The sequence below is a fragment of the Streptomyces anthophorae genome, assembly GCF_049310305.1.
Lineage (GTDB): Bacteria > Actinomycetota > Actinomycetes > Streptomycetales > Streptomycetaceae > Streptomyces.
Genome location: NZ_JBLWQQ010000001.1, coordinates 9135149 through 9152471 on the forward strand (window position 1 = coordinate 9135149; position 17323 = coordinate 9152471).

At 72.0% G+C, this 17323-nt stretch carries 19 protein-coding genes and 1 pseudogene; 6 read left to right on the forward strand and 14 right to left on the reverse strand.

What is annotated here, in order from left to right; all coding sequences use genetic code 11:
* The first annotated feature begins 19 nt into the window (after nt 1-19).
* Both ACNYS0_RS41605 and ACNYS0_RS41610 read left to right on the forward strand, forming a co-directional pair.
* A complete protein-coding gene (locus tag ACNYS0_RS41605) occupies nt 20-1468 on the forward strand; it encodes a YlbE family protein (RefSeq protein ID WP_422481928.1) in 1449 nt (482 codons plus the stop codon).
* Complete coding sequence (locus tag ACNYS0_RS41610) at nt 1465-2310, forward strand: oxamate carbamoyltransferase subunit AllH family protein (RefSeq protein WP_422481930.1); 846 nt, start codon at nt 1465-1467, stop codon at nt 2308-2310. Before ACNYS0_RS41605 ends, ACNYS0_RS41610 begins: the two co-directional genes overlap by 4 nt.
* Here ACNYS0_RS41610 and ACNYS0_RS41615 read toward each other — a convergent pair.
* Nucleotides 2285-3679, reverse strand: a complete 1395-nt coding sequence (locus ACNYS0_RS41615) for an NADP-dependent succinic semialdehyde dehydrogenase (protein ID WP_422481932.1) — start codon at nt 3677-3679, stop codon at nt 2285-2287. The two genes, ACNYS0_RS41610 and ACNYS0_RS41615, sit on opposite strands and share 26 nt — an antisense overlap.
* A 121-nt stretch (nt 3680-3800) precedes the next feature.
* Nucleotides 3801-4232 (reverse strand): ArsI/CadI family heavy metal resistance metalloenzyme, encoded by a 432-nt coding sequence (locus ACNYS0_RS41620; protein WP_422481934.1) that lies wholly within the window; start codon nt 4230-4232, stop codon nt 3801-3803.
* Nucleotides 4233-4337: 105 nt separating this feature from the next.
* Between ACNYS0_RS41620 and ACNYS0_RS41625 the strand changes: the two genes are divergently transcribed.
* Together ACNYS0_RS41625 and ACNYS0_RS41630 are read left to right on the forward strand one after the other, a co-directional pair.
* Nucleotides 4338-4745, forward strand: a complete 408-nt coding sequence (locus ACNYS0_RS41625; RefSeq protein ID WP_422481936.1) for an ArsR/SmtB family transcription factor — start codon at nt 4338-4340, stop codon at nt 4743-4745.
* 43 nt (nt 4746-4788) lie between these two features.
* A pseudogene (locus tag ACNYS0_RS41630) lies at nt 4789-4932 on the forward strand (phosphotyrosine protein phosphatase); the annotation flags it as partial.
* A gap of 98 nt (nt 4933-5030) precedes the next feature.
* Here the strand turns inward: ACNYS0_RS41630 and ACNYS0_RS41635 are convergent.
* The 10 genes from ACNYS0_RS41635 to ACNYS0_RS41680 all read right to left on the reverse strand — a co-directional run bounded on the left by ACNYS0_RS41635 (nt 5031) and on the right by ACNYS0_RS41680 (nt 14988).
* Nucleotides 5031-5510: an NUDIX hydrolase gene (locus ACNYS0_RS41635; RefSeq protein ID WP_422481938.1), complete on the reverse strand. Its 480-nt coding sequence runs from the start codon at nt 5508-5510 to the stop codon at nt 5031-5033.
* Nucleotides 5503-6162, reverse strand: coding sequence for a response regulator transcription factor (locus ACNYS0_RS41640; RefSeq protein ID WP_422482911.1), 660 nt, complete (start codon nt 6160-6162; stop codon nt 5503-5505). Before ACNYS0_RS41640 ends, ACNYS0_RS41635 begins: the two co-directional genes overlap by 8 nt.
* A gap of 82 nt (nt 6163-6244) precedes the next feature.
* Nucleotides 6245-7546, reverse strand: coding sequence for a sensor histidine kinase (locus tag ACNYS0_RS41645; RefSeq protein ID WP_422481940.1), 1302 nt, complete (start codon nt 7544-7546; stop codon nt 6245-6247).
* Nucleotides 7539-8336 (reverse strand): ABC transporter permease, encoded by a 798-nt coding sequence (locus tag ACNYS0_RS41650; RefSeq protein ID WP_422481942.1) that lies wholly within the window; start codon nt 8334-8336, stop codon nt 7539-7541. The genes ACNYS0_RS41645 and ACNYS0_RS41650 overlap by 8 nt, the downstream gene beginning before the upstream one ends.
* Entirely contained in the window at nt 8333-9058 is a 726-nt protein-coding gene (locus ACNYS0_RS41655) for an ABC transporter ATP-binding protein (protein WP_422481944.1), read from the reverse strand. Before ACNYS0_RS41655 ends, ACNYS0_RS41650 begins: the two co-directional genes overlap by 4 nt.
* 157 nt (nt 9059-9215) lie before the next feature.
* Nucleotides 9216-9743 (reverse strand): GAF domain-containing protein, encoded by a 528-nt coding sequence (locus tag ACNYS0_RS41660; protein WP_422481946.1) that lies wholly within the window; start codon nt 9741-9743, stop codon nt 9216-9218.
* A gap of 129 nt (nt 9744-9872) precedes the next feature.
* Nucleotides 9873-11405 carry an MFS transporter gene (locus ACNYS0_RS41665; RefSeq protein ID WP_422481948.1) on the reverse strand — a complete coding sequence of 511 codons (1533 nt, stop codon included), beginning with the start codon at nt 11403-11405 and terminating at the stop codon, nt 9873-9875.
* Between the two features lie 167 nt (nt 11406-11572).
* Nucleotides 11573-12841 (reverse strand): cation:proton antiporter, encoded by a 1269-nt coding sequence (locus tag ACNYS0_RS41670; RefSeq protein WP_422481950.1) that lies wholly within the window; start codon nt 12839-12841, stop codon nt 11573-11575.
* A gap of 4 nt (nt 12842-12845) precedes the next feature.
* The gene (locus tag ACNYS0_RS41675; RefSeq protein WP_422481952.1) at nt 12846-13331 is read right to left on the reverse strand and encodes a cation:proton antiporter regulatory subunit; all 486 of its coding nucleotides are present in this window, start codon (nt 13329-13331) and stop codon (nt 12846-12848) included.
* Nucleotides 13332-13443: 112 nt separating this feature from the next.
* Nucleotides 13444-14988, reverse strand: coding sequence for an ATP-dependent DNA ligase (locus ACNYS0_RS41680; protein WP_422481954.1), 1545 nt, complete (start codon nt 14986-14988; stop codon nt 13444-13446).
* A 214-nt stretch (nt 14989-15202) separates the two neighbouring features.
* Between ACNYS0_RS41680 and ACNYS0_RS41685 the strand changes: the two genes are divergently transcribed.
* Complete coding sequence (locus ACNYS0_RS41685) at nt 15203-15943, forward strand: dienelactone hydrolase family protein (RefSeq protein WP_422481956.1); 741 nt, start codon at nt 15203-15205, stop codon at nt 15941-15943.
* Between the two features lie 23 nt (nt 15944-15966).
* Here ACNYS0_RS41685 and ACNYS0_RS41690 read toward each other — a convergent pair whose 3' ends face one another.
* Together ACNYS0_RS41690 and ACNYS0_RS41695 are read right to left on the reverse strand one after the other, a co-directional pair.
* Nucleotides 15967-16464 (reverse strand): glutathione peroxidase, encoded by a 498-nt coding sequence (locus tag ACNYS0_RS41690; protein WP_422481958.1) that lies wholly within the window; start codon nt 16462-16464, stop codon nt 15967-15969.
* A 74-nt stretch (nt 16465-16538) separates the two neighbouring features.
* Nucleotides 16539-16835, reverse strand: coding sequence for a hypothetical protein (locus tag ACNYS0_RS41695; RefSeq protein ID WP_422481960.1), 297 nt, complete (start codon nt 16833-16835; stop codon nt 16539-16541).
* 155 nt (nt 16836-16990) lie between these two features.
* On the opposite strand from ACNYS0_RS41695, the gene ACNYS0_RS41700 reads away from it, so the two are divergent.
* Nucleotides 16991-17248, forward strand: coding sequence for a hypothetical protein (locus tag ACNYS0_RS41700; protein WP_422481962.1), 258 nt, complete (start codon nt 16991-16993; stop codon nt 17246-17248).
* The last annotated feature ends 75 nt before the right edge of the window (nt 17249-17323 follow it).

The following is a 17323-nucleotide window of genomic DNA, read 5'->3' on the forward strand; positions in this document are numbered from 1 at the left end:
CCCGCCCAGGAGGCCGCACATGACCCCGCACCTCGCACCCGACCTGCTGCGCGCCGGTGACGCGCCGCCCCGCATCGCCGCCGTCGGCGTCGCCGACTTCGCCGACGTGCCACGTACCGCCGGGGCGCACGTGACCGGCCTCGACTGGCGGCCGCCCGCGGGCGGCGACCCCGACCTCGCCTGGAAGCTCGCAGAACTCACCGGCCACGAAGTCGTCGAGGCCGCCAACCGCACCGCCGTCGACCGACTGCTCGCCGTGCGACCCGTGTGGCGCGACGTGCGCACCGCCCGCGACGTCCTGCCGGTCCTCGACGACCGCGCCACCGGCGAACGCGTCCTGCTGCATGCCGGACCGCCCGTCGACTGGGACGACATGTGCGGCCCGATGCGCGCCGGTGTCATCGGCGCCGCGCTCCTCGAAGGGTGGGCCGACACACCGGAACAGGCCGAACTCCTCGCGGACGCGGGCGCGTTGCGCTTCGAGCCCTGCCACCACCACGAGGCCGTCGGGCCCATGGGCGGCATCACCTCCCCGTCGATGCCCGTGCTCGTCGTCGAGGACCCGGCCACCGGACGGCGCGCCTACGCCAACCTGAACGAGGGCGCGGGACGCTGCCTGCGCTACGGGGCGCTCGGCGACGACGTGATGGACCGGCTGCGCTGGATGGCCGATGTGCTCGCCCCCGCCCTGCGCGCCGCCCTCGCCCACCGGCCCGACGGCGTGGACCTGCGTTCCGTCGTCGCCCAGGCGCTCCAGATGGGCGACGAGTGCCACAGCCGCAACACCGCGGCCTCCGCGCTGCTGCTGCGGGACATCGCCGCGCCGCTCGCCCGCGTGCCGAACGGCCCCGAGGCCCTCGACTTCCTCGCCGACAACCACTACTGGTTCCTCAACTTCTCGATGGCCGCCGCCAAACTCGCCACCTCCGCCGCCCACGGCGTCGCCCACTCCACGCTCGTCACGGCGTTCGCCCGCAACGGCGTCGAGGTCGGCATCCGCGTCAGCGGCCTCGGCGACGCCTGGTTCACGGCGCCCGCCGCCGAGGTGCGGGGCCTGTACTTCGCCGGATACGGGCCCGAGGACGCCAACCCCGACATCGGCGACAGCGCCATCACCGAGACCAACGGCCTCGGCGGCTTCGCCCTCGCCGCGGCCCCCGCCATCACCGGCTTCGTCGGCGGCACCGTGCAGGAGGCGCTGCGCACCAGCCGTGACATGGCGCGCATCACCCTGGCCCGCCACGAGGCCTATCGCCTGCCGGCCCTCGGCGGCATCGGCTCACCCGTCGGTATCGACGTGCGCGCCGTCCTCGACACCGGCATCGAACCGGTCGTCACCACGGGCATCGCGCACCGCGAACCGGGCATCGGCCAGATCGGCGCGGGCCTGGCGCACGCCCCGCTGGAGTGCTTCCGCAAGGCACTGGAGGCGTTCGCGGTGCCGGGGCCCGCCGCGTCGAGGTCATGAGCCCCGCCCGCCTCTCCTGCACCGTGAGCACCCTCGCCCGAGACGTCCTGGCCGGGCCGCCCCGCCCGGCCAGGGTCCTCGCCGTCGCCCGGCAGGCGCTGTACTTGCTGCCGTACGGCGGTGACACCCCGCTCGCCGTGCTCGCGCCGGGGGCCGTGCGCGTGCCGACGGCGGTCGTCCTGCCGCGGGCGGCGGGGGAGCGGCCGTTCGACGGCCGGACGGCGGGGGACACCGGACGGATCGGTGGCGGCGGCCTCGCGGTCGGCGGCCTGCGCCTGACCGCCGGTGAGTTCTGGGCACCGCCCCGCGCCCAGGACACCCCGCCCGGCCCGGCCCTCGAACGACTCGCGGCTCTCCGCCCGCCCCGGCCGCTGGCACCTGCCGTCCGCCCTGCCGCGACCGCACTCGTCCGCGCCCTCGTGAGCGGACCACCGCATGCCCAACGCCGTGCCGTCGACGCCCTGGTGGGCCTGGGCCCCGGAGCCACCCCGTCCGGCGACGACTTCCTGTGCGGCCTCCTGCTCGCGGCCCGCCTCGCACCGTGTCCGCCCGCCTGGCTGCCCGTACTCGCCGGCACCGCCGGGCAGCGCGGAACCCGGACCACCCCCGTCTCCGCCGCACTCCTGCGGCACGCCGCCGACGGCCACTGCGTTCCCCAGGTGGCGGCCGTGCTGCACGCGGCGGCGACCGGCGCGGACCTCCTCGCTCCGGTCGCCGATGTGCTCGCCGTCGGTCACACGTCCGGCAGCGATCTGCTGCACGGCCTGTGCGCGGGGGCCAGGATCATCCCGGCGCGTCCCCCGGGCGTCGCCTCCCTCAGGCCCCGATCCATACCGTGGTGATGTTGCAGAACTCCTTGATGCCGTGGTCCGACAGCTCACGCCCGTAGCCGGAGCGCTTCGCCCCGCCGAAGGGGAGGGCCGGGTGCGAGGCCGTCATGCCGTTGACGAAGACGCCGCCCGCCTGACTGTCGCGGACGAAGCGCTCGATGTCGTCCTCGTCGCGGGTCCACAGGTTCGAACTCAGCCCGAAGGGCGTGTCGTTGGCGACGGCGATCGCCTCGTCCAGGTCCGCGACCCGGTACAAGGTCGCCACCGGGCCGAACGTCTCCTCCTGGTGGATACGCATCTCGGGGGTCACATCGGCGATGACCGTCGGCTCGTAGAACCAGCCGCGGTCGGCGAAGTCCTTGGGCCGCTGCCCGCCGCACAGCACGGTCGCGCCGCTCTCCACGGCGTCGTCGACCAGCTCCTCCAGATCGCTGCGCCCCTGCTCGCTGGAGAGCGGGCCGACGTCGGTGTCCTCGTCGAGCGGATCGCCCACCCGCAGCGCCCGCATGCCCGACACGAACGCCTCGCGGAACTCCTCGAACACCGACTCGTGCACGATGAACCGCTTGGCCGCGATGCACGACTGGCCGTTGTTCTGCACGCGCGCCGTGACGGCCGTCTTGGCCGCCTTCGCCACATCCGCCGACGGCAGCACCACATACGGGTCACTGCCGCCCAGCTCCAGAACCGTCTTCTTCACCTCGTCGCCCGCGATCGACGCCACGGAACGGCCGGCCGGTTCACTGCCGGTCAGCGTCGCCGCGACCACCCGCTCGTCGCGCAGGATGCCCTCGACCGCACCCGAGCCGATGAGCAGCGTCTGGAAACAGCCCTCCGGGAATCCGGCCCGGCGGAAGAGATCCTCCAGGTAGAGGGCGGTCTGCGGCACGTTCGACGCGTGCTTGAGCAGGCCCACGTTTCCGGCCATCAGGGCGGGCGCCGCGAACCGTACGACCTGCCACAGCGGGAAGTTCCACGGCATCACCGCGAGCACCGGGCCGAGCGGCCGGTAGCGCACGTGCGCCCGCGCCGCGCCCGAGTCCTTCACGTCCGACTCAGCCGGATGCTCGTCCGCGAGCAGCTCCGCCGCGTGCTCCGCGTACCAGCGCATCGTCTTCACGCACTTCAACGCCTCGGCACGGGCCGCCGCGACCGGCTTGCCCATCTCCGTCGTCATCACCTTGGCGATGTCCGGCGCGTCCGCCTCCAGCAGGTCGGCGGCCCGCTGAAGCAGCCTCGCCCGGTCGAAGAACGTCGTCGTCCGGTACGAGTCGAAGGCGCTCGCCGCCACGGCGAGCCTGCGCTCGATGTCCTGCGGGGACAGGGCCTCGTACGTCTTGAGGGTCTCGCCGTTCGCCGGGTTGACCGTCGCGATGGGCATGCTGCCGACCTCCTCTGCGCGGTTCCTTCGACCTTCCCGCGCGCCACGTGCGTGCGCAACGCGGGCGCGGGGGAATCGGCGGGTACCCGCGGGCGGGCCCGTCAGACGTCGGCTTGCCGGGTCACTGCCCGCAGGCGCACTCCGCCTGCGCGCTCTCACCCGTGTCCTTGCTCTTGCCGAGGGTTTCGGCGTCGGCCTTGACCACGTACACCTCCCAGGGCTCCCGGCCGGGGCCGTGGACCCACACCTTGTCCTGGAGGGCGTAGCAGCAGGAGGTGTCGTTCTCCTCGAACGTCGCGAGGCCGGCGCCCTTGAGACGGTCCGTGGCCGCGGTGACCTGGTCCGTCGACTCGACCTCGACGCCGAGGTGGTCGAGGCGGGTCTCCTGCCCGGGCTCGCCCTCGATCAGGACGAGCTTCAGCGGGGGCTCGGCGATGGCGAAGTTGGCGTAGCCCTCGCGGCGCTTGGCGGGTTCGGTGCCGAACAGCTTCGAGTAGAAGGTGATCGACGCCTCCAGGTCGCTGACCCGAAGGGCGAGCTGTGCACGGGACATGGCGGTTCTCCCATCTGCTTGCGCGCTGACGTTTTGCGCTGACGTTGTATTGATGTCTATCGATGCAACATTGCGCCCTGGATCGGCGGCTGTCAATATAGAGGCATGTCGAATCAAGGGTCGGTGGTGCTGGGGCAGACCGGTGACGCCGACGCGTGCTGCCCCGGGTTGCTGACCGCCCCGCTGGACGAGGAACAGTCCGTTGAGCTGGCCAAGGTCTTCAAGGCGCTCGGTGATCCGGTGCGTCTGCGGCTGCTGTCGATGATCGCTTCACGGGCGGGCGGCGAGGTCTGCGTGTGCGACCTGACTCCGGCTTTCGACCTGTCGCAGCCGACCATCTCGCACCACCTCAAGCTGCTGCGGCAGGCGGGACTGATCGACTGCGAGCGGCGCGGCACCTGGGTCTACTACTGGCTGCTCCCGGAGATGACCGACCGTCTGGCCGGCATCCTGACCCGCCCCGCCGGCACCCGGCTGCCCGACCGCGGCGAGACGGCCGGTGCCGCCTCGTGAGCATCGGTCACCGTCAACGGCGTGTCCCTGTCGATCGCGCTGGGGGTGCGGTGACGCCTGCCCGGTCTTCCCGGGCACGCGGTACCTGGACTGGCAACTCCCGGACCCGGCAGGCCAGTGCGTCGACGCCGTCCGCCCCATCCGCGACGAGATCGAGCACCGCGTCCGCGCGCTGATCGAGGAACTCACGAGGGGGACGAGTACGGCGGCGGGGACGGCGGCGGAGGCCCGAGGAGCCGACCCACCGATCCGGTTGGCGGCGCGGGCAAGACCTCCGAACCGGGCTCAGGAGACCTCTGCCGCCAACCGGTCCAGGAACACCGCCTGCGCCTTCACGATCCGGGACCGCGCCGCGTCCAGGGCGAACCAGGCCACCCGGTCCAACTCGGGAAACTCCTCCGTACGGCCGGAACCACGCGGCCACTCCATCGTGAACGTCCCCGGCACCATCTCCGCCGGATCCAGGTCCGCCTCCACCGCCCACACCGTCACGTGCTTGCCACCGGACTGCACCGTCTCGCCCAGCGGCAGCGCGACCCCCTCGGGCGGCGGCAGCCCCAGCTCCTCCTGGAACTCGCGCCGCGCCGCCTCCCACGGCGTCTCGCCCCCCTCGTACTCGCCCTTCGGCACGCCCCATGCGCCCGCGTCCTTGCGCGCCCAGAACGGGCCGCCCATGTGCCCGAGCAGCACCTCGACCCCCTCCGACGCGCGCCGGAAGAGAAGCAGGCCCGCGCTGCGCTTCGTTCGCCTCGTCCCGTCAGCCATGCGTCAAGTCTCGGTGCAGGAACCGGATGACCGCGAGCACACGGCGATTGTGATCCTCCGAAACCGGCAGCCCCAGCTTCCCGAAGACCGCCGCGACGTGCTTCTCGACCGTGCCCGCCGACACGTGCAGCGACTCGGCGATCGCCGCGTTGGACCGGCCCTCCGCCATCAGCTCCCACACCTCCCGCTCCCGCTCCGTGAGCGAGCTCAGCTCCTTGCTCGCCCGGCCCGCCCCGGCAAGCTGGGTCACCACCTCCGGGTCGAGGGCGGTGCCGCCCGCCGCGACCCGGGTGAGCGCGTCCGTGAACTCCGCGACGTTCGCCACCCGTTCCTTGAGCAGATACCCCACGCCCGCCGAGCCCTCGGCGAGCAGCCGCGTCGCGTACTTCGTCTCCACGTACTGCGAGAACAGCAGCACACCCGTCCCCGGATGCTCGCGCCGGATGTCGATCGCCGCCCGCAGCCCGTCGTCGGTGTGTGTCGGCGGCATCCGGATGTCGACCACCGTCACGTCCGGCCGGTGCTCCGCCACGGCCGCGCGCAGCGCATTCGCGTCACTCACCGCCGCCACGACCTCGTGCCCCCGCATGGACAGCATCTGCGCCAGCAACTCCCGCAGCACGGCGGCGTCCTCGGCGATGACCACGCGCATGGCCGGGACCGTCTCCTGCTGACTCCCCGCGTTCATCCCGCTCCCTCGTTCATGGTCTCCGCACCCGCCCGAACCTGCGAACCTACGTGTGCAACGGCAGCGACACCGTCACCACGGTCGGCCCGCCCTCGGGACTCGTCACCTCGAGCGACCCGTCCACCGTCCGGGCCCGCTGCACCAGCCCCGCGAGCCCGCCGCCCGGCTCCCTGCGTGCGCCCCCCTTCCCGTCGTCGGTCACCCGGAGCCGCAAGATGCCGTCCCCCGCGGCCACCTCCACCCCCAAGCGCCGCGCCCCGCTGTGTTTTATCGCGTTGGCCAGCAGCTCCGCCACGCAGAAGTAGGCCAGGCTCTCCATCGCGGGCGCCGGCCGCTCCGGCAGATCCACGCTGACGTCCACCGGCAGCGTGCTGCGCGCCGCGAGCGTGCCCAGCGCATCGCCGAGTCCGCCGTCGAGCGCGGGCGGATGCAGGCCCCGCGAGAGGTCGCGCAGCTCCGTGAGGGCCTCCGTCGCGTTGTCCCGCGCCGTCTCCACCATGCGGTGCAGCTCCGGCCGGTCCCGGTCGTCCAACTGCTCGCGCACCATGTCCAGGCTCATCGCGAGCGCCACCAGGCGGACCTGCGCCCCGTCGTGCAGATCCCGCTCGATCCGGCGCAGCCGCTCATTGGCCTCCTCCACCGCCAGCGCCCGCTTCTCCTCCAGATCGCGCACCCGGTCCGCCAGCTCACCGGGCCCGAGCAGCGCCGGCATCAGCGTGCGATCCGCCATGACGGCGACCCGCGTCAGCCACGGGGCGACCACCACGATCAGCACTCCCCGCAACGCGACACCGAATGCCCCGGCCAGCGAGTGCACCTGCGGCTCCCCGCCCCACGGCAGCGGCGTCACCAGCGTCAGGTCCTCGGGCGTGAACACCCACCGCACCGGCGCCGCCATGTTCACCGCTCCGATCACCCACCACATCACCCCGTACAGGCCCACCGTCGCCAACGGCAGCTTCACCAGCACGTACGCGACCGCACGCCACGCCGCCCCGTCCCGCAGCCGCGCCTCCACACGGGCGAACGTCCCTCCCTCGGCCGACGGTGGGCCCGGCGCCGCCACCCGCTCGCCGAGCAGGGTGCCCGCGAGGCGCCGGTGCAGCGCGCCGAGGCCGCGGGCCAGGCCGAGCCCGGCCAGCAAGAACACCGCGCCGAGCACCGCCCCGACCACCGTCAGCGTCAGCGCCGACCCCAGGGCCAGCCCGACCACCACGAGGAGGAATCCCGCGAGTGCGGGGACGTAGGACAGGAGGCAGTACGCCGCCTCGGCCCACGCCCGCCGCGTCACACAGGCCGTCAGCGCGGCGCGGAGCGTCGGCAGGCCGAGGACGGGGAAGTCAGGCATCGCGGCGCGCCAGGAGCCGGTCGGCCACGGCGAGGAGCGCCACTGTGTACAGGCACAGCACCCCGAACCCGGCCCACGGCGACAGCATCCCGTCGACCGGCACCGTCACCGCCAGCGAGTTCCCCGCGATCATCGTCGGGAAGAACTTCGCGACCGCCGTCCCCGTGGTCCCGGCCAAAAGCGCGGGCAGCACATACGTGATGCCGACCAGGACACCTATCGCGCTCGCCGTGTGCCGGGTGATCGCACCGATCCCGAGGCCCATCAGGCCGACCATCGCCAGATACGCACCCGACATCAGCACCGCCCGCAGCACGGCGGGGTCACCGAGCGAGGGCCCCGGCACGCCGGGGGAGAGCGCCGCGGTCCCCGCGAGGAACGTCACGAACGTGACCACCTCGCCGATCAGCAGCGCGAGCCCGCCGAACACCGCCGCCTTCGCAGCCAGCGCGAGCCGCCGGTCCGGCACCGCCGCCAGTGTCGAGCGGATCGTCCCCGACGCGTACTCGCCGGATATCACGAGGACGCCCAGCACCCCGATGATGAGCTGGCCGAGGGCCACACCCGCCAGGACGTTGTTCGTCGGGTCGAAGGCCGCCACCTTCGAAGCGCCTTGCGGCGCCTTGGTGTTGGCCATCGTCACGACCCCCATGGCGATCATGCCGACCACCGTGAGGAGCAGCGCGTACATCGTCGACCGCAGGCTGCGCAGCTTGATCCACTCCATCCGGACGGCCTGCCGGAAGCCGTAGTGCCCCGCAAGCGCGGGCATGTACGTGATGGCGCTCATCGGGCTCCTCCTGCCTGGTACACGGCCGCGCCTCCGGTGAGCGCGAAGAACGACTCCTCCAACGACCTTCCGCCCGCCGTGAGTTCGGCCACCGAGGTGTCCGCGAGCAGCCGGCCCTGGCCGATCACCAGCAGCTGATCGGCCGTCAGGGTCATCTCGCTGATCAGATGGCTCGACAGCAGGACCGTACGTCCTTCGGCGGCCAGCGAGCGCAACAACTCCCGTATCCAGCGGACGCCTTCGGGGTCCAGACCGTTCACCGGCTCGTCGAACAGCAGCACCGCCGGGTCGCCCAGGAGCGCCGACGCGATCCCCAGGCGCTGTGCCATGCCGAGCGAGAACGCCCCCGCCCGCTGGTGCGCGACCGAGGCCAGGCCGACGGTCTCGAGGACCGCGTCCACCCGCGCCGGATCGATGCCGCCGCCCGCGGCGAGCGCCGAGAGATGGCTGCGCGCGCTGCGCCCCGGATGGAACGTGCGGGCCTCGAGGAGCGCGCCGACCCGGCGCAGCGGCCAGTCCAGCTCCGCGTACGGGCGGCCGTCGATCGTGACGTGCCCGGCGTCCGGCCGGTCAAGGCCCATGATCATGCGCATGGTCGTGGACTTCCCCGACCCGTTCGGCCCGAGGAAGCCCGTGACGCATCCGGGGCGTACCCGAAAGCTCAGGTCCTCCACGGCGACCGTCTCCCCGTACCGCTTGGTGAGACCCCTGGCCTCGATCATCACGACTCCCTCTGCCGTCGCGTCCTTCGTGTGACATCCACGCTAGGAACCGGGACGATCCGCCGGAACGAGGTTGTCCTCCGACCTGACTGGGGGAAATCCCCCAGACCACACCCGTGGGGGAGAAGTACCGGGGCGCCGCTCGGCAGCCTTCCGCTCAGCCCCGCCCCCGCGGCACGACCCCCAACGCCGTCGCGTCCGCGAGATGCTGCCCCAGGCGCAGCTGCACCGGCCCGAGCGGCCCCGACCGCTCCGACAGCAGGCTCAGCGACCCCATCGCCCGGCCCGAGGCGCGCAGCGGCACCGCCACCACACACGCGAAACCGAGACTGCGGGCCATCGCCGTGTACGACGGCCAGTTGGCGCGCGCGTACGGATGAGCGAGCGGCACCCCTTTGATGGCCGTGGCCGAGCTGCGGCAGTCCAGGCCGGGGCCCTCGCCCCACATCAGAGCGGCCCGCTCCAGGCGCAGGCCGCGTGGGTCGGACGCCGCGACCTCGACCCGCGTCGCGGGCGGCTCAAGCACCGCCACTGCCGATGCCACCCCGAGCAGCGACACGCAGCTGCCGACGAGCGCGCCGAGCGCGTGGGAACCACCTCGTACGGCGGCGTCGGCCACTTCCACGAACGCCGTCGCCAGCCGCTCGCTGTCCACCTGGTACGCCTCATACGGCACGCCACGCATGACGGCCCCCTCGCCCCTGTCTCGTCCGCCCCGCACGGCGCAGCCGTCCGCCCCGCCGCCTGCCCGCGGGGCGGACTGTGCTCAGGGGGTATGCCCGGTGACTGGGCCGCGCGAACCGAAGCGGCACGCTCACATGTGCACGGCGCCCTCGCCGGACATCACCTTCGGAGGCCCCGGCCGGTACAGGAGCAGCGTCACGACGAAGCCGAGGCCGAAGAACGCCGCCGACCACCAGTAGGCGGTCGAATAGCTCTCGATCGCGGCCTGCGCGCGCACCAGGGGCGTCGGCCGCTTGCCGACCAGGTAGCTGGTCGCGGCGGTCGTGGCCAGCGTGTTCAGCAGCGCCGTACCGATCGAGCCGCCCACCTGCTGACTGGTGTTGACCATCGCGGAGGCGACCCCCGCGTCGTGCGTCGCGACACCGGAGGTGGCGAGGTTCATGGCCGTCGCGAAGATCATGCCCATGCCGAGGCCCATCACCATCGTCGGCAGCAGCACATGGCCGGCGTACGTGCTGTCGATGTCGAGGAAGGTCAGCCAGATCATCGCCCCCACCGCCAGGGCCATGCCCAGCGGAACGATCGGCTTCGGCCCGTACTTCGGCGCGAGGGAGTTCTGCGTGACCATCGAGGAGAAGATCATGCAGGCGACCATCGGCAGGAACGCCACACCGGTCTGCACCGGCGAGAACTCCAGGATCTGTTGCAGGTAGTACGTCAGGAAGAGGAACACGCCGAACATGCCGGCACCGGCGATGAACATCGCCAGGTACGACGCGCCACGGTCCCGGTCCAGGGGCACGCGCAGCGGCAGCAGCGGATGGGCGGCCCGCATCTCGACCCGGGCGAACGCGGCCAGCAGGATCACGCCGATCACCAGGAAGCCCCACGTCAGGAAGTCGCCCCAGTCGTGCGTCTCCGCGTTCGAGAACCCGTAGACGATGCAGAACAAGCCCGCCGACACCAGGATCGTGCCGGGCACGTCCAGCTTCGGCCGGTCCACGGGGCGCCCGCCGTGCAGCAGGCGCAGGCCGCCCAGGAAGGCGAAGGCGGCGAAGGCCAGGTTCACGAACAGGCACCAGCGCCAGTCCAGGTACTCGGTCAGCACACCGCCCAGCAGCAGCCCGACCGCGCCGCCCGCACCGGCGATGGCGCCGTAGATGCCGAAGGCCTTGGCCCGTTCCTTGGGGTCGGTGAACGTCGTCGTCAGCAGGGAGAGCGCGGCCGGCGCGAGCAGCGCGCCGAACGCGCCTTGCAGGGCGCGCGCCGCGACGAGCATTTCGAAGCTGCTCGCGGCGCCACCGAGCGCGGACGCCACCGCGAATCCGACCAGGCCCGTGAGGAAGACGGCCTTGCGGCCGATCAGGTCGGCGATCCGCCCGCCGAGCAGCAGCAGGCTTCCGAACGCCAGGGAGTACGCGGTCACGATCCACTGCCGGTTGCCGTCGGAGAACCCGAGGTCCTTCTGCGCCGACGGCAGCGCGATGTTCACGATGGTGGCGTCAAGGACGACCATCAGCTGTGCCAGGCCGATCACGGCCAGGATCAGCCACCGGTGCTCATGCCTGCCCCCGCCCGCGTACGGAGTGGATCCGTCGTCGGGAGGGGCGCTCTGTATACCGGGTTCGGCGCCTGCCGGGGACGTGTCGGGTGCGCGATCCATCGTGGCCTCCAAACCACCGGACCCCCCGATCGACTTCGCCCACCACGCTAAGCGCCCTGCTCATGGCGGGCGACTGGAGAGAGAACGGGGCCGTTCCCCGTACCTGGAGAACGGCCCCGTCGGGTGCCGAGTGCCGGCCGTGTACGCCGGGTGTCAGTGGCGGCTCGTCAGCGGCTGTGCCCGTCGACCGCGGCCGGCTCGTCGTCCGGCTTCTCCTCCGGCGCGGACTGCTCGGCCGCGCGCGGCTCGGGAACCGTGCCCGCGCCCGCGGCCACCGCCTCGCGCTGCGGGAACAGCCGCTGCGCGAGGGGCTGGACGAACCGCGCGGTCAGCGGGCCCACGATCACCAGGATCAGCACGTACGCGGTGGCCAGCGGGCCGAGCCGCGGCTCGATGCCCGAGGTGACGGCGAGGCCCGCGATGACGATGGAGAACTCGCCGCGCGCGACCAGGGCGCCACCGGCCCGCCAGCGTCCCTTGACGGAGATCCCGGCGCGCCGCGCCGCCCAGTACCCCGATGCGATCTTCGTGCAGGCCGTGACCACGGCGAGCAGCAGTGCGGGCAGCAGCACCGGCGGAATGCTCGCCGGGTCGGTGTGCAGGCCGAAGAAGACGAAGAAGACGGCCGCGAACAGGTCGCGCAGCGGGGACAGCAGCGTATGCGTGTTCTCGGCGACCTCACCGGACAGCGCGATGCCCACGAGGAACGCGCCCACGGCGGCGGACACCTGGAGTTGCTGCGCGAGGCCCGCGACCAGGATGGTCAGGCCGAGCACCACGAGGAGCAGCTTCTCCGGGTCGTCGCTCGACACGAACTTCGAGATGTGCCGCCCGAAGCGCACCGCGATGAACAGCACCAGACCCGCGGCGCCGAGCGCGATGGCGAGGGTGAGCCCGCCGGCCGCCCAGCCGACACCGGCGAGCAGCGCGGTGATGATGGGCAGGTACACGGCCATCGCCAGGTCCTCGAGCACCAGGATGCTGAGGATCACCGGCGTCTCGCGGTTGCCGAGCCGGCCCAGGTCACCGAGCACCTTGGCGATCACGCCCGAGGACGAGATCCAGGTGACGCCCGCGAGCACCACGGCCGCCACCGGACCCCAGCCCATGAGCAGGGCGGCGATGGCGCCGGGCAGCGCGTTGAACGTCATGTCGACGAGGCCGGCCGGGTACTGGGTCTTCAAATTGCTGACGAGATCGCTGGCCGTGTACTCGAGACCGAGCATCAACAGCAGCAGGATCACGCCTATTTCGGAGCCGATGGCGACGAACTCCTCGCTGGCGCCGAGCGGCAGCAGACCGCCCTCGCCGAACGCGAGCCCTGCCAGGAGATACAGCGGGATCGGTGAGAACCGCAGCCGCCCCGCGAGCCGCCCGAGCAGCCCGAGCGCCAACGTGATGGCACCGAATTCGATCAGAAAGACAGCACTGTGCATGCGGTCACTCCCGACCCAGAATCGTGGCCGCCGCGTCGACGCCCTCCCGCGTACCGATGACGATGACCGTGTCGCCACCCGCGAGCCGGAAGTCCGGCGTCGGCGACGGGATCGCGTCGGCGCGGCGCAGCACGGCCACGATCGACGCGCCGGTATCGGTCCGCATCTTCGTCTCGCCGAGCAGCCGCCCGTTCCAGATTGAGGTCCCCGGCACCTCGATGCGCTCGGCGACCAGGCCCAGATCGGTGGTGTGCAACAGGTTCGGGCTGTGGTGCGAGGGCGCCAACGCGTCGATGAGATACGCCGCTTCCCCCGACGTCAGCTTCAGCGACAGGTCGCAGGCGTCCGGGTCGTCCGCCCGGTAGGCGCTGAGGGTGCGACCCCCGTCCCGATGGGCGACGACCGACAGCTGGCGCTGCTCGCGGGTCGTGAGGTCGTAGCGGTAGCCGATTCCCGGCAATGGTGTCCTGCTCAGGCGTGAAGCGGGCACGTCTCTCCCCTTGTCCGTGCGTGGCCGCTGTCCCGGCGGCCAATAGGTGGCAGATGCAACTTTAGATGGATGTCCGTCACCCTATACGCGCCAAGCTTTGGCAAAGAAACGGTCAGGCGTCGAGAGGCGGATGCGCGGCGAGCACCGCTTCCACCGTGTCCGCCTCGCCGACCGTTTTGTCCTCCCGGTACCGCACTACGCGCGCGAAGCGGAGCGTCACGCCCGCCGGGTAGCGCGTCGAGCGCTGGAGTCCGTCGTAGGCGATCTCCACGACCAACTCGGGCCGTACGGTCACGACATGACCGTCGTCGCTGACGGCGAGCTCGAGCAGCCGCTCCGTCTGCCAAGTGAGCAGCGCGTCCGTGAGCCCCTTGAACGTCTTGCCGAGCATCGCGTACGTACCGTCGGCGGCCCGGGCACCCAGGTGCAGGTTGGACAGCTTTCCGGTGCGCCGCCCGTGCCCCCACTCGGCGGCGAGCACGACGAGGTCCAGCGTGTGCACCGGCTTGACCTTCAACCAGGACGCGCCCCGGCGGCCCGCGCTGTACGGGGCCTCGAGCCCCTTGAGCACGACCCCTTCGTGGCCGCGCGCGAGGGTGTCGGCGAAGAACGCCTCGGCGGCGTCCCGCTGTTCCGGGCCCTCGTCCTCGACCACGAGGCGCCGGACCCGCATCGGCTCCGGCACGAGCCTGGCCAACTGCTCGTGCCGCCTGGCGAAGGGCAGGTCCAGCAGATCCTGCCCCTCGGCGTACAGCACATCGAAGAACACGGGGGAGACCGGCAGCGCCTCCGCCGCCCGCGCGACATCGACACGTGACCCGACCCGCCCCGCGACGTCCTGGAACGCCCGCGGCCGCCCGTCCTCACCGAGCGCGATGACTTCCCCGTCGAGGATGAACCGCTCGCCGGGGAACTCCCTGACGGCGTCGGTCACTTCGGGCAGCCGGGCGGTGATGTCATCGAGCGTCCGGGTGTACACGCGCACGACGTCGCCGTCCCGGTGCACCTGTACGCGAATGCCGTCGAGCTTCTCCTCCACCGCGCAGGTGCCCAACTTGTCGATCGCCTCGCCGACTCCGGCGGCGCTGTGCGCGAGCATCGGCAGCACGGGCCGGCCGACGGTGAGCCGAAAGTCCTCGAGTGCCTCGGGTCCCCGGGCGAGGAGCGCCTGCGCGACGTCCTGCAACCCGCCGGCCAGCATCACCGCGCGCCGTACGTCGGCGGGGGCGGCGCCCGTCGCCTGTGCCAGGCCCTCGGTCGCGACGGCGTCCAGGGCACCCTGCCGCACCTCACCGGTCACGAGCCCGAACAGGAACCGCTGCTCGTCCTCGGTGGCGGCGCCCATCAGCTCCCCGACGAGCCGCTTCCGTTCGGCCTGCGACCCGGCGCCGGACACGTCCCCGAGCTCGGTCATCAGCGCGTCGACGTCCTGCACGGTCAGCCGAGGCTCCGGGGCCGCCTCCACCCGCTCGCTCAGTACCCGCCAGCCGACGCCGAGCCGCCCCTGGGGCAGCCGTCCCGCGAGATACGGGATGACGATCGGCACGTCGTCCGGATCGGCGTCGCGGAAGAGCTCGGCGAGCAGCGTGATCTTCCGCGACCGCGCGGAGGCGGCTGCGACATCCTGGGACACCTGAGCGAGCCGGGCGAACAGCATGTAGCCATGGTGCTACGGGGGGAGTGGGGGCGCAGCGGGGCGGCCCCCGGGCGAGGCGATCACGCGCCCCGGTACCGGCGGTCGACGGCCGTTTGTTCACCGTCCCTCACCCGCACCGCTGACGGATTGGTTCCGTAACGCGCCGGAGACCGGCCCTCTGCCCACGGCAGAACCCCGGCCCTCCCGGGCTCGACGATCACTACAGTCCAGGCTCATGACCACGGTGACACCACGCACGGTGACAACGCGCACGATCGAGTACCCGGCCGACGGCCTGACGATGATCGGGCACCTCGCGCTCCCGGCCGGTGCCGACCGCCGGCCCGCGATCCTGGTCGGGCCCGAGGGAGTGGGGCTCAGCGACGTCGAGCGCCACCGGGCCGATGCACTCGCCGAGCTGGGGTACGTGGCGCTGGCCTTCGACCTCCACGGCGGGCGGTACTTGGGCGACCCCGAGGAGATGCTGGCCCGTTGCATGCCACTGCTCGCCGACCCCGACCGGATGCGAGGCATCGGCCACGCGGCGCTCGACGTGCTCCGCGCCGAACCGCGGACCGACCCCGACCGGATCGCCGCCGTCGGCTACGGAACCGGAGGCGCGATCGCGCTGGAACTCGGGCGCGACGGCGCCGACCTGTGCGCGATCGCGACGGTCAACGCACTGACCACGGGCCGACCGGGCGAGGCGGCGCGCATTCACTGCCCGGTGTGGGCCGGGGTCGGGTCGGAAGACCCGATCATGCCGCCCGCGCAACGGGACGCGTTCACCGCCGAGATGCAGGCCGCGGGCGTCGACTGGCGCCTCGCGGTCTACGGCGGCGCCCTGCACGCCTTCCATCACCCAACGGTCGACCACACCGTCCGTCCCGGGGTCGGCTACCACCCGCAGCACGCGCGGCGAGCGTGGCGGGACGTCGTCGCCCTGCTCGCCGAGTGCCTGCCCGTGGCGGGATGAGCCGGCCGTATGTCGACAGGCCCTCAGCTCTCCTTCGACAGCTCCCGCTCGATGGCCGCCACGACCTCCGGGGCGTCCGGCGTCGTCTGCGGCGAGAAGCGGGCGACGACCTCACCGGAGCGACCCACGAGGAACTTCTCGAAGTTCCAGCGGATGTCGCCGGTGTGGCCCTCGGCGTCCGCCGTGTCCACGAGGTTCGCGTACAGCGGGTGCCGCGCCTCGCCGTTGACGTCGACCTTCTCCGTCATCGGGAACGTCACGCCGTACGTCGCCGAGCAGAACTCGGAGATCTCGTCGGCGGTACCGGGCTCCTGCCCCATGAACTGGTTGCAGGGCACGCCGAGAACCGTGAACCCGCGCGCCGCGTACTGCTTCTGAAGCTCCTCCAGGGCGGTGTACTGCGGCGTGAGCCCGCACTTGGAGGCAACGTTGACGATCAGGACGGCCTTGCCCTGGTACTGGGGGAGGTCGGCGGCGCCGCCCTGAAGGTTGTCGATCTGCACTGCGTCGTAAATGGTCATGCTGCGGAGCGTACGCCGGGACTCCGACAGCGAGGTGACCGCGCCCCGGCTCCGGTGTCGGCCGTGACCGTGGCTCAGAGGACGAAGACGCTCTGCGCGGTCTCGGTGCGGTACGTCTCGCCGGGGTAGACCAGCCACTCGACCTGGCCGGTGCAGTCGGGGCCCGAGTGCACCTCCGCGATGGCGTCGGTGTTGTTGGTGATCGAGGACGGGAACCAGTCCATGGGGTAGCAGCCGCTCGGGTTCTCATGCGCCACGCCGTTGACCTCGAGGATGCCTTCGGCGGCGAAAGCGGAGGTGGGAACGGAGAGGGCGACGAGGGCTGCCGCTGCGGTGGTACCGAGCGCGGTGGTGATGCGACGAAGGTTCATGATCGAGACAACGTCGGGCGACCGCGTTGGTCACGCACCCACGGGAGTGACCTGAGAGGATGTCAACTCCTGTCCGCGGCACGCCCGCTGGGGTGCGGCGCGGACAGAGGATCGTGTTCGGGACTGGAACGACGGAGTGGAGTCGACCGGCCGTGATGCCCCCGCGCTGTGAGGTCTGCCGCACGTCCCCCAGGGACCAGGGCCACGACACCTTCACGCTCGTGTACTTCCGGGCGATCGCGCCGCCTCTCGGTCACGAGGGTCACCCCGAGAACGCCCTGTGGTTCTGCAAGGACCACGTCCGGCACACCGTGGGCAAGACCCATATGAGCGCGATCCTGGCCATGGTCCACATACGCGCGGCGGTCCGGCGCAACGCACCGAACCCCTGGCCGCTCACCGGCACGCCCTGAGGCTCACGGGACGACACGCGCAACCCGTGCTCCGTGTGTCAGCTTGCGCAGAAAATCGAACACGCGCTCTAATCG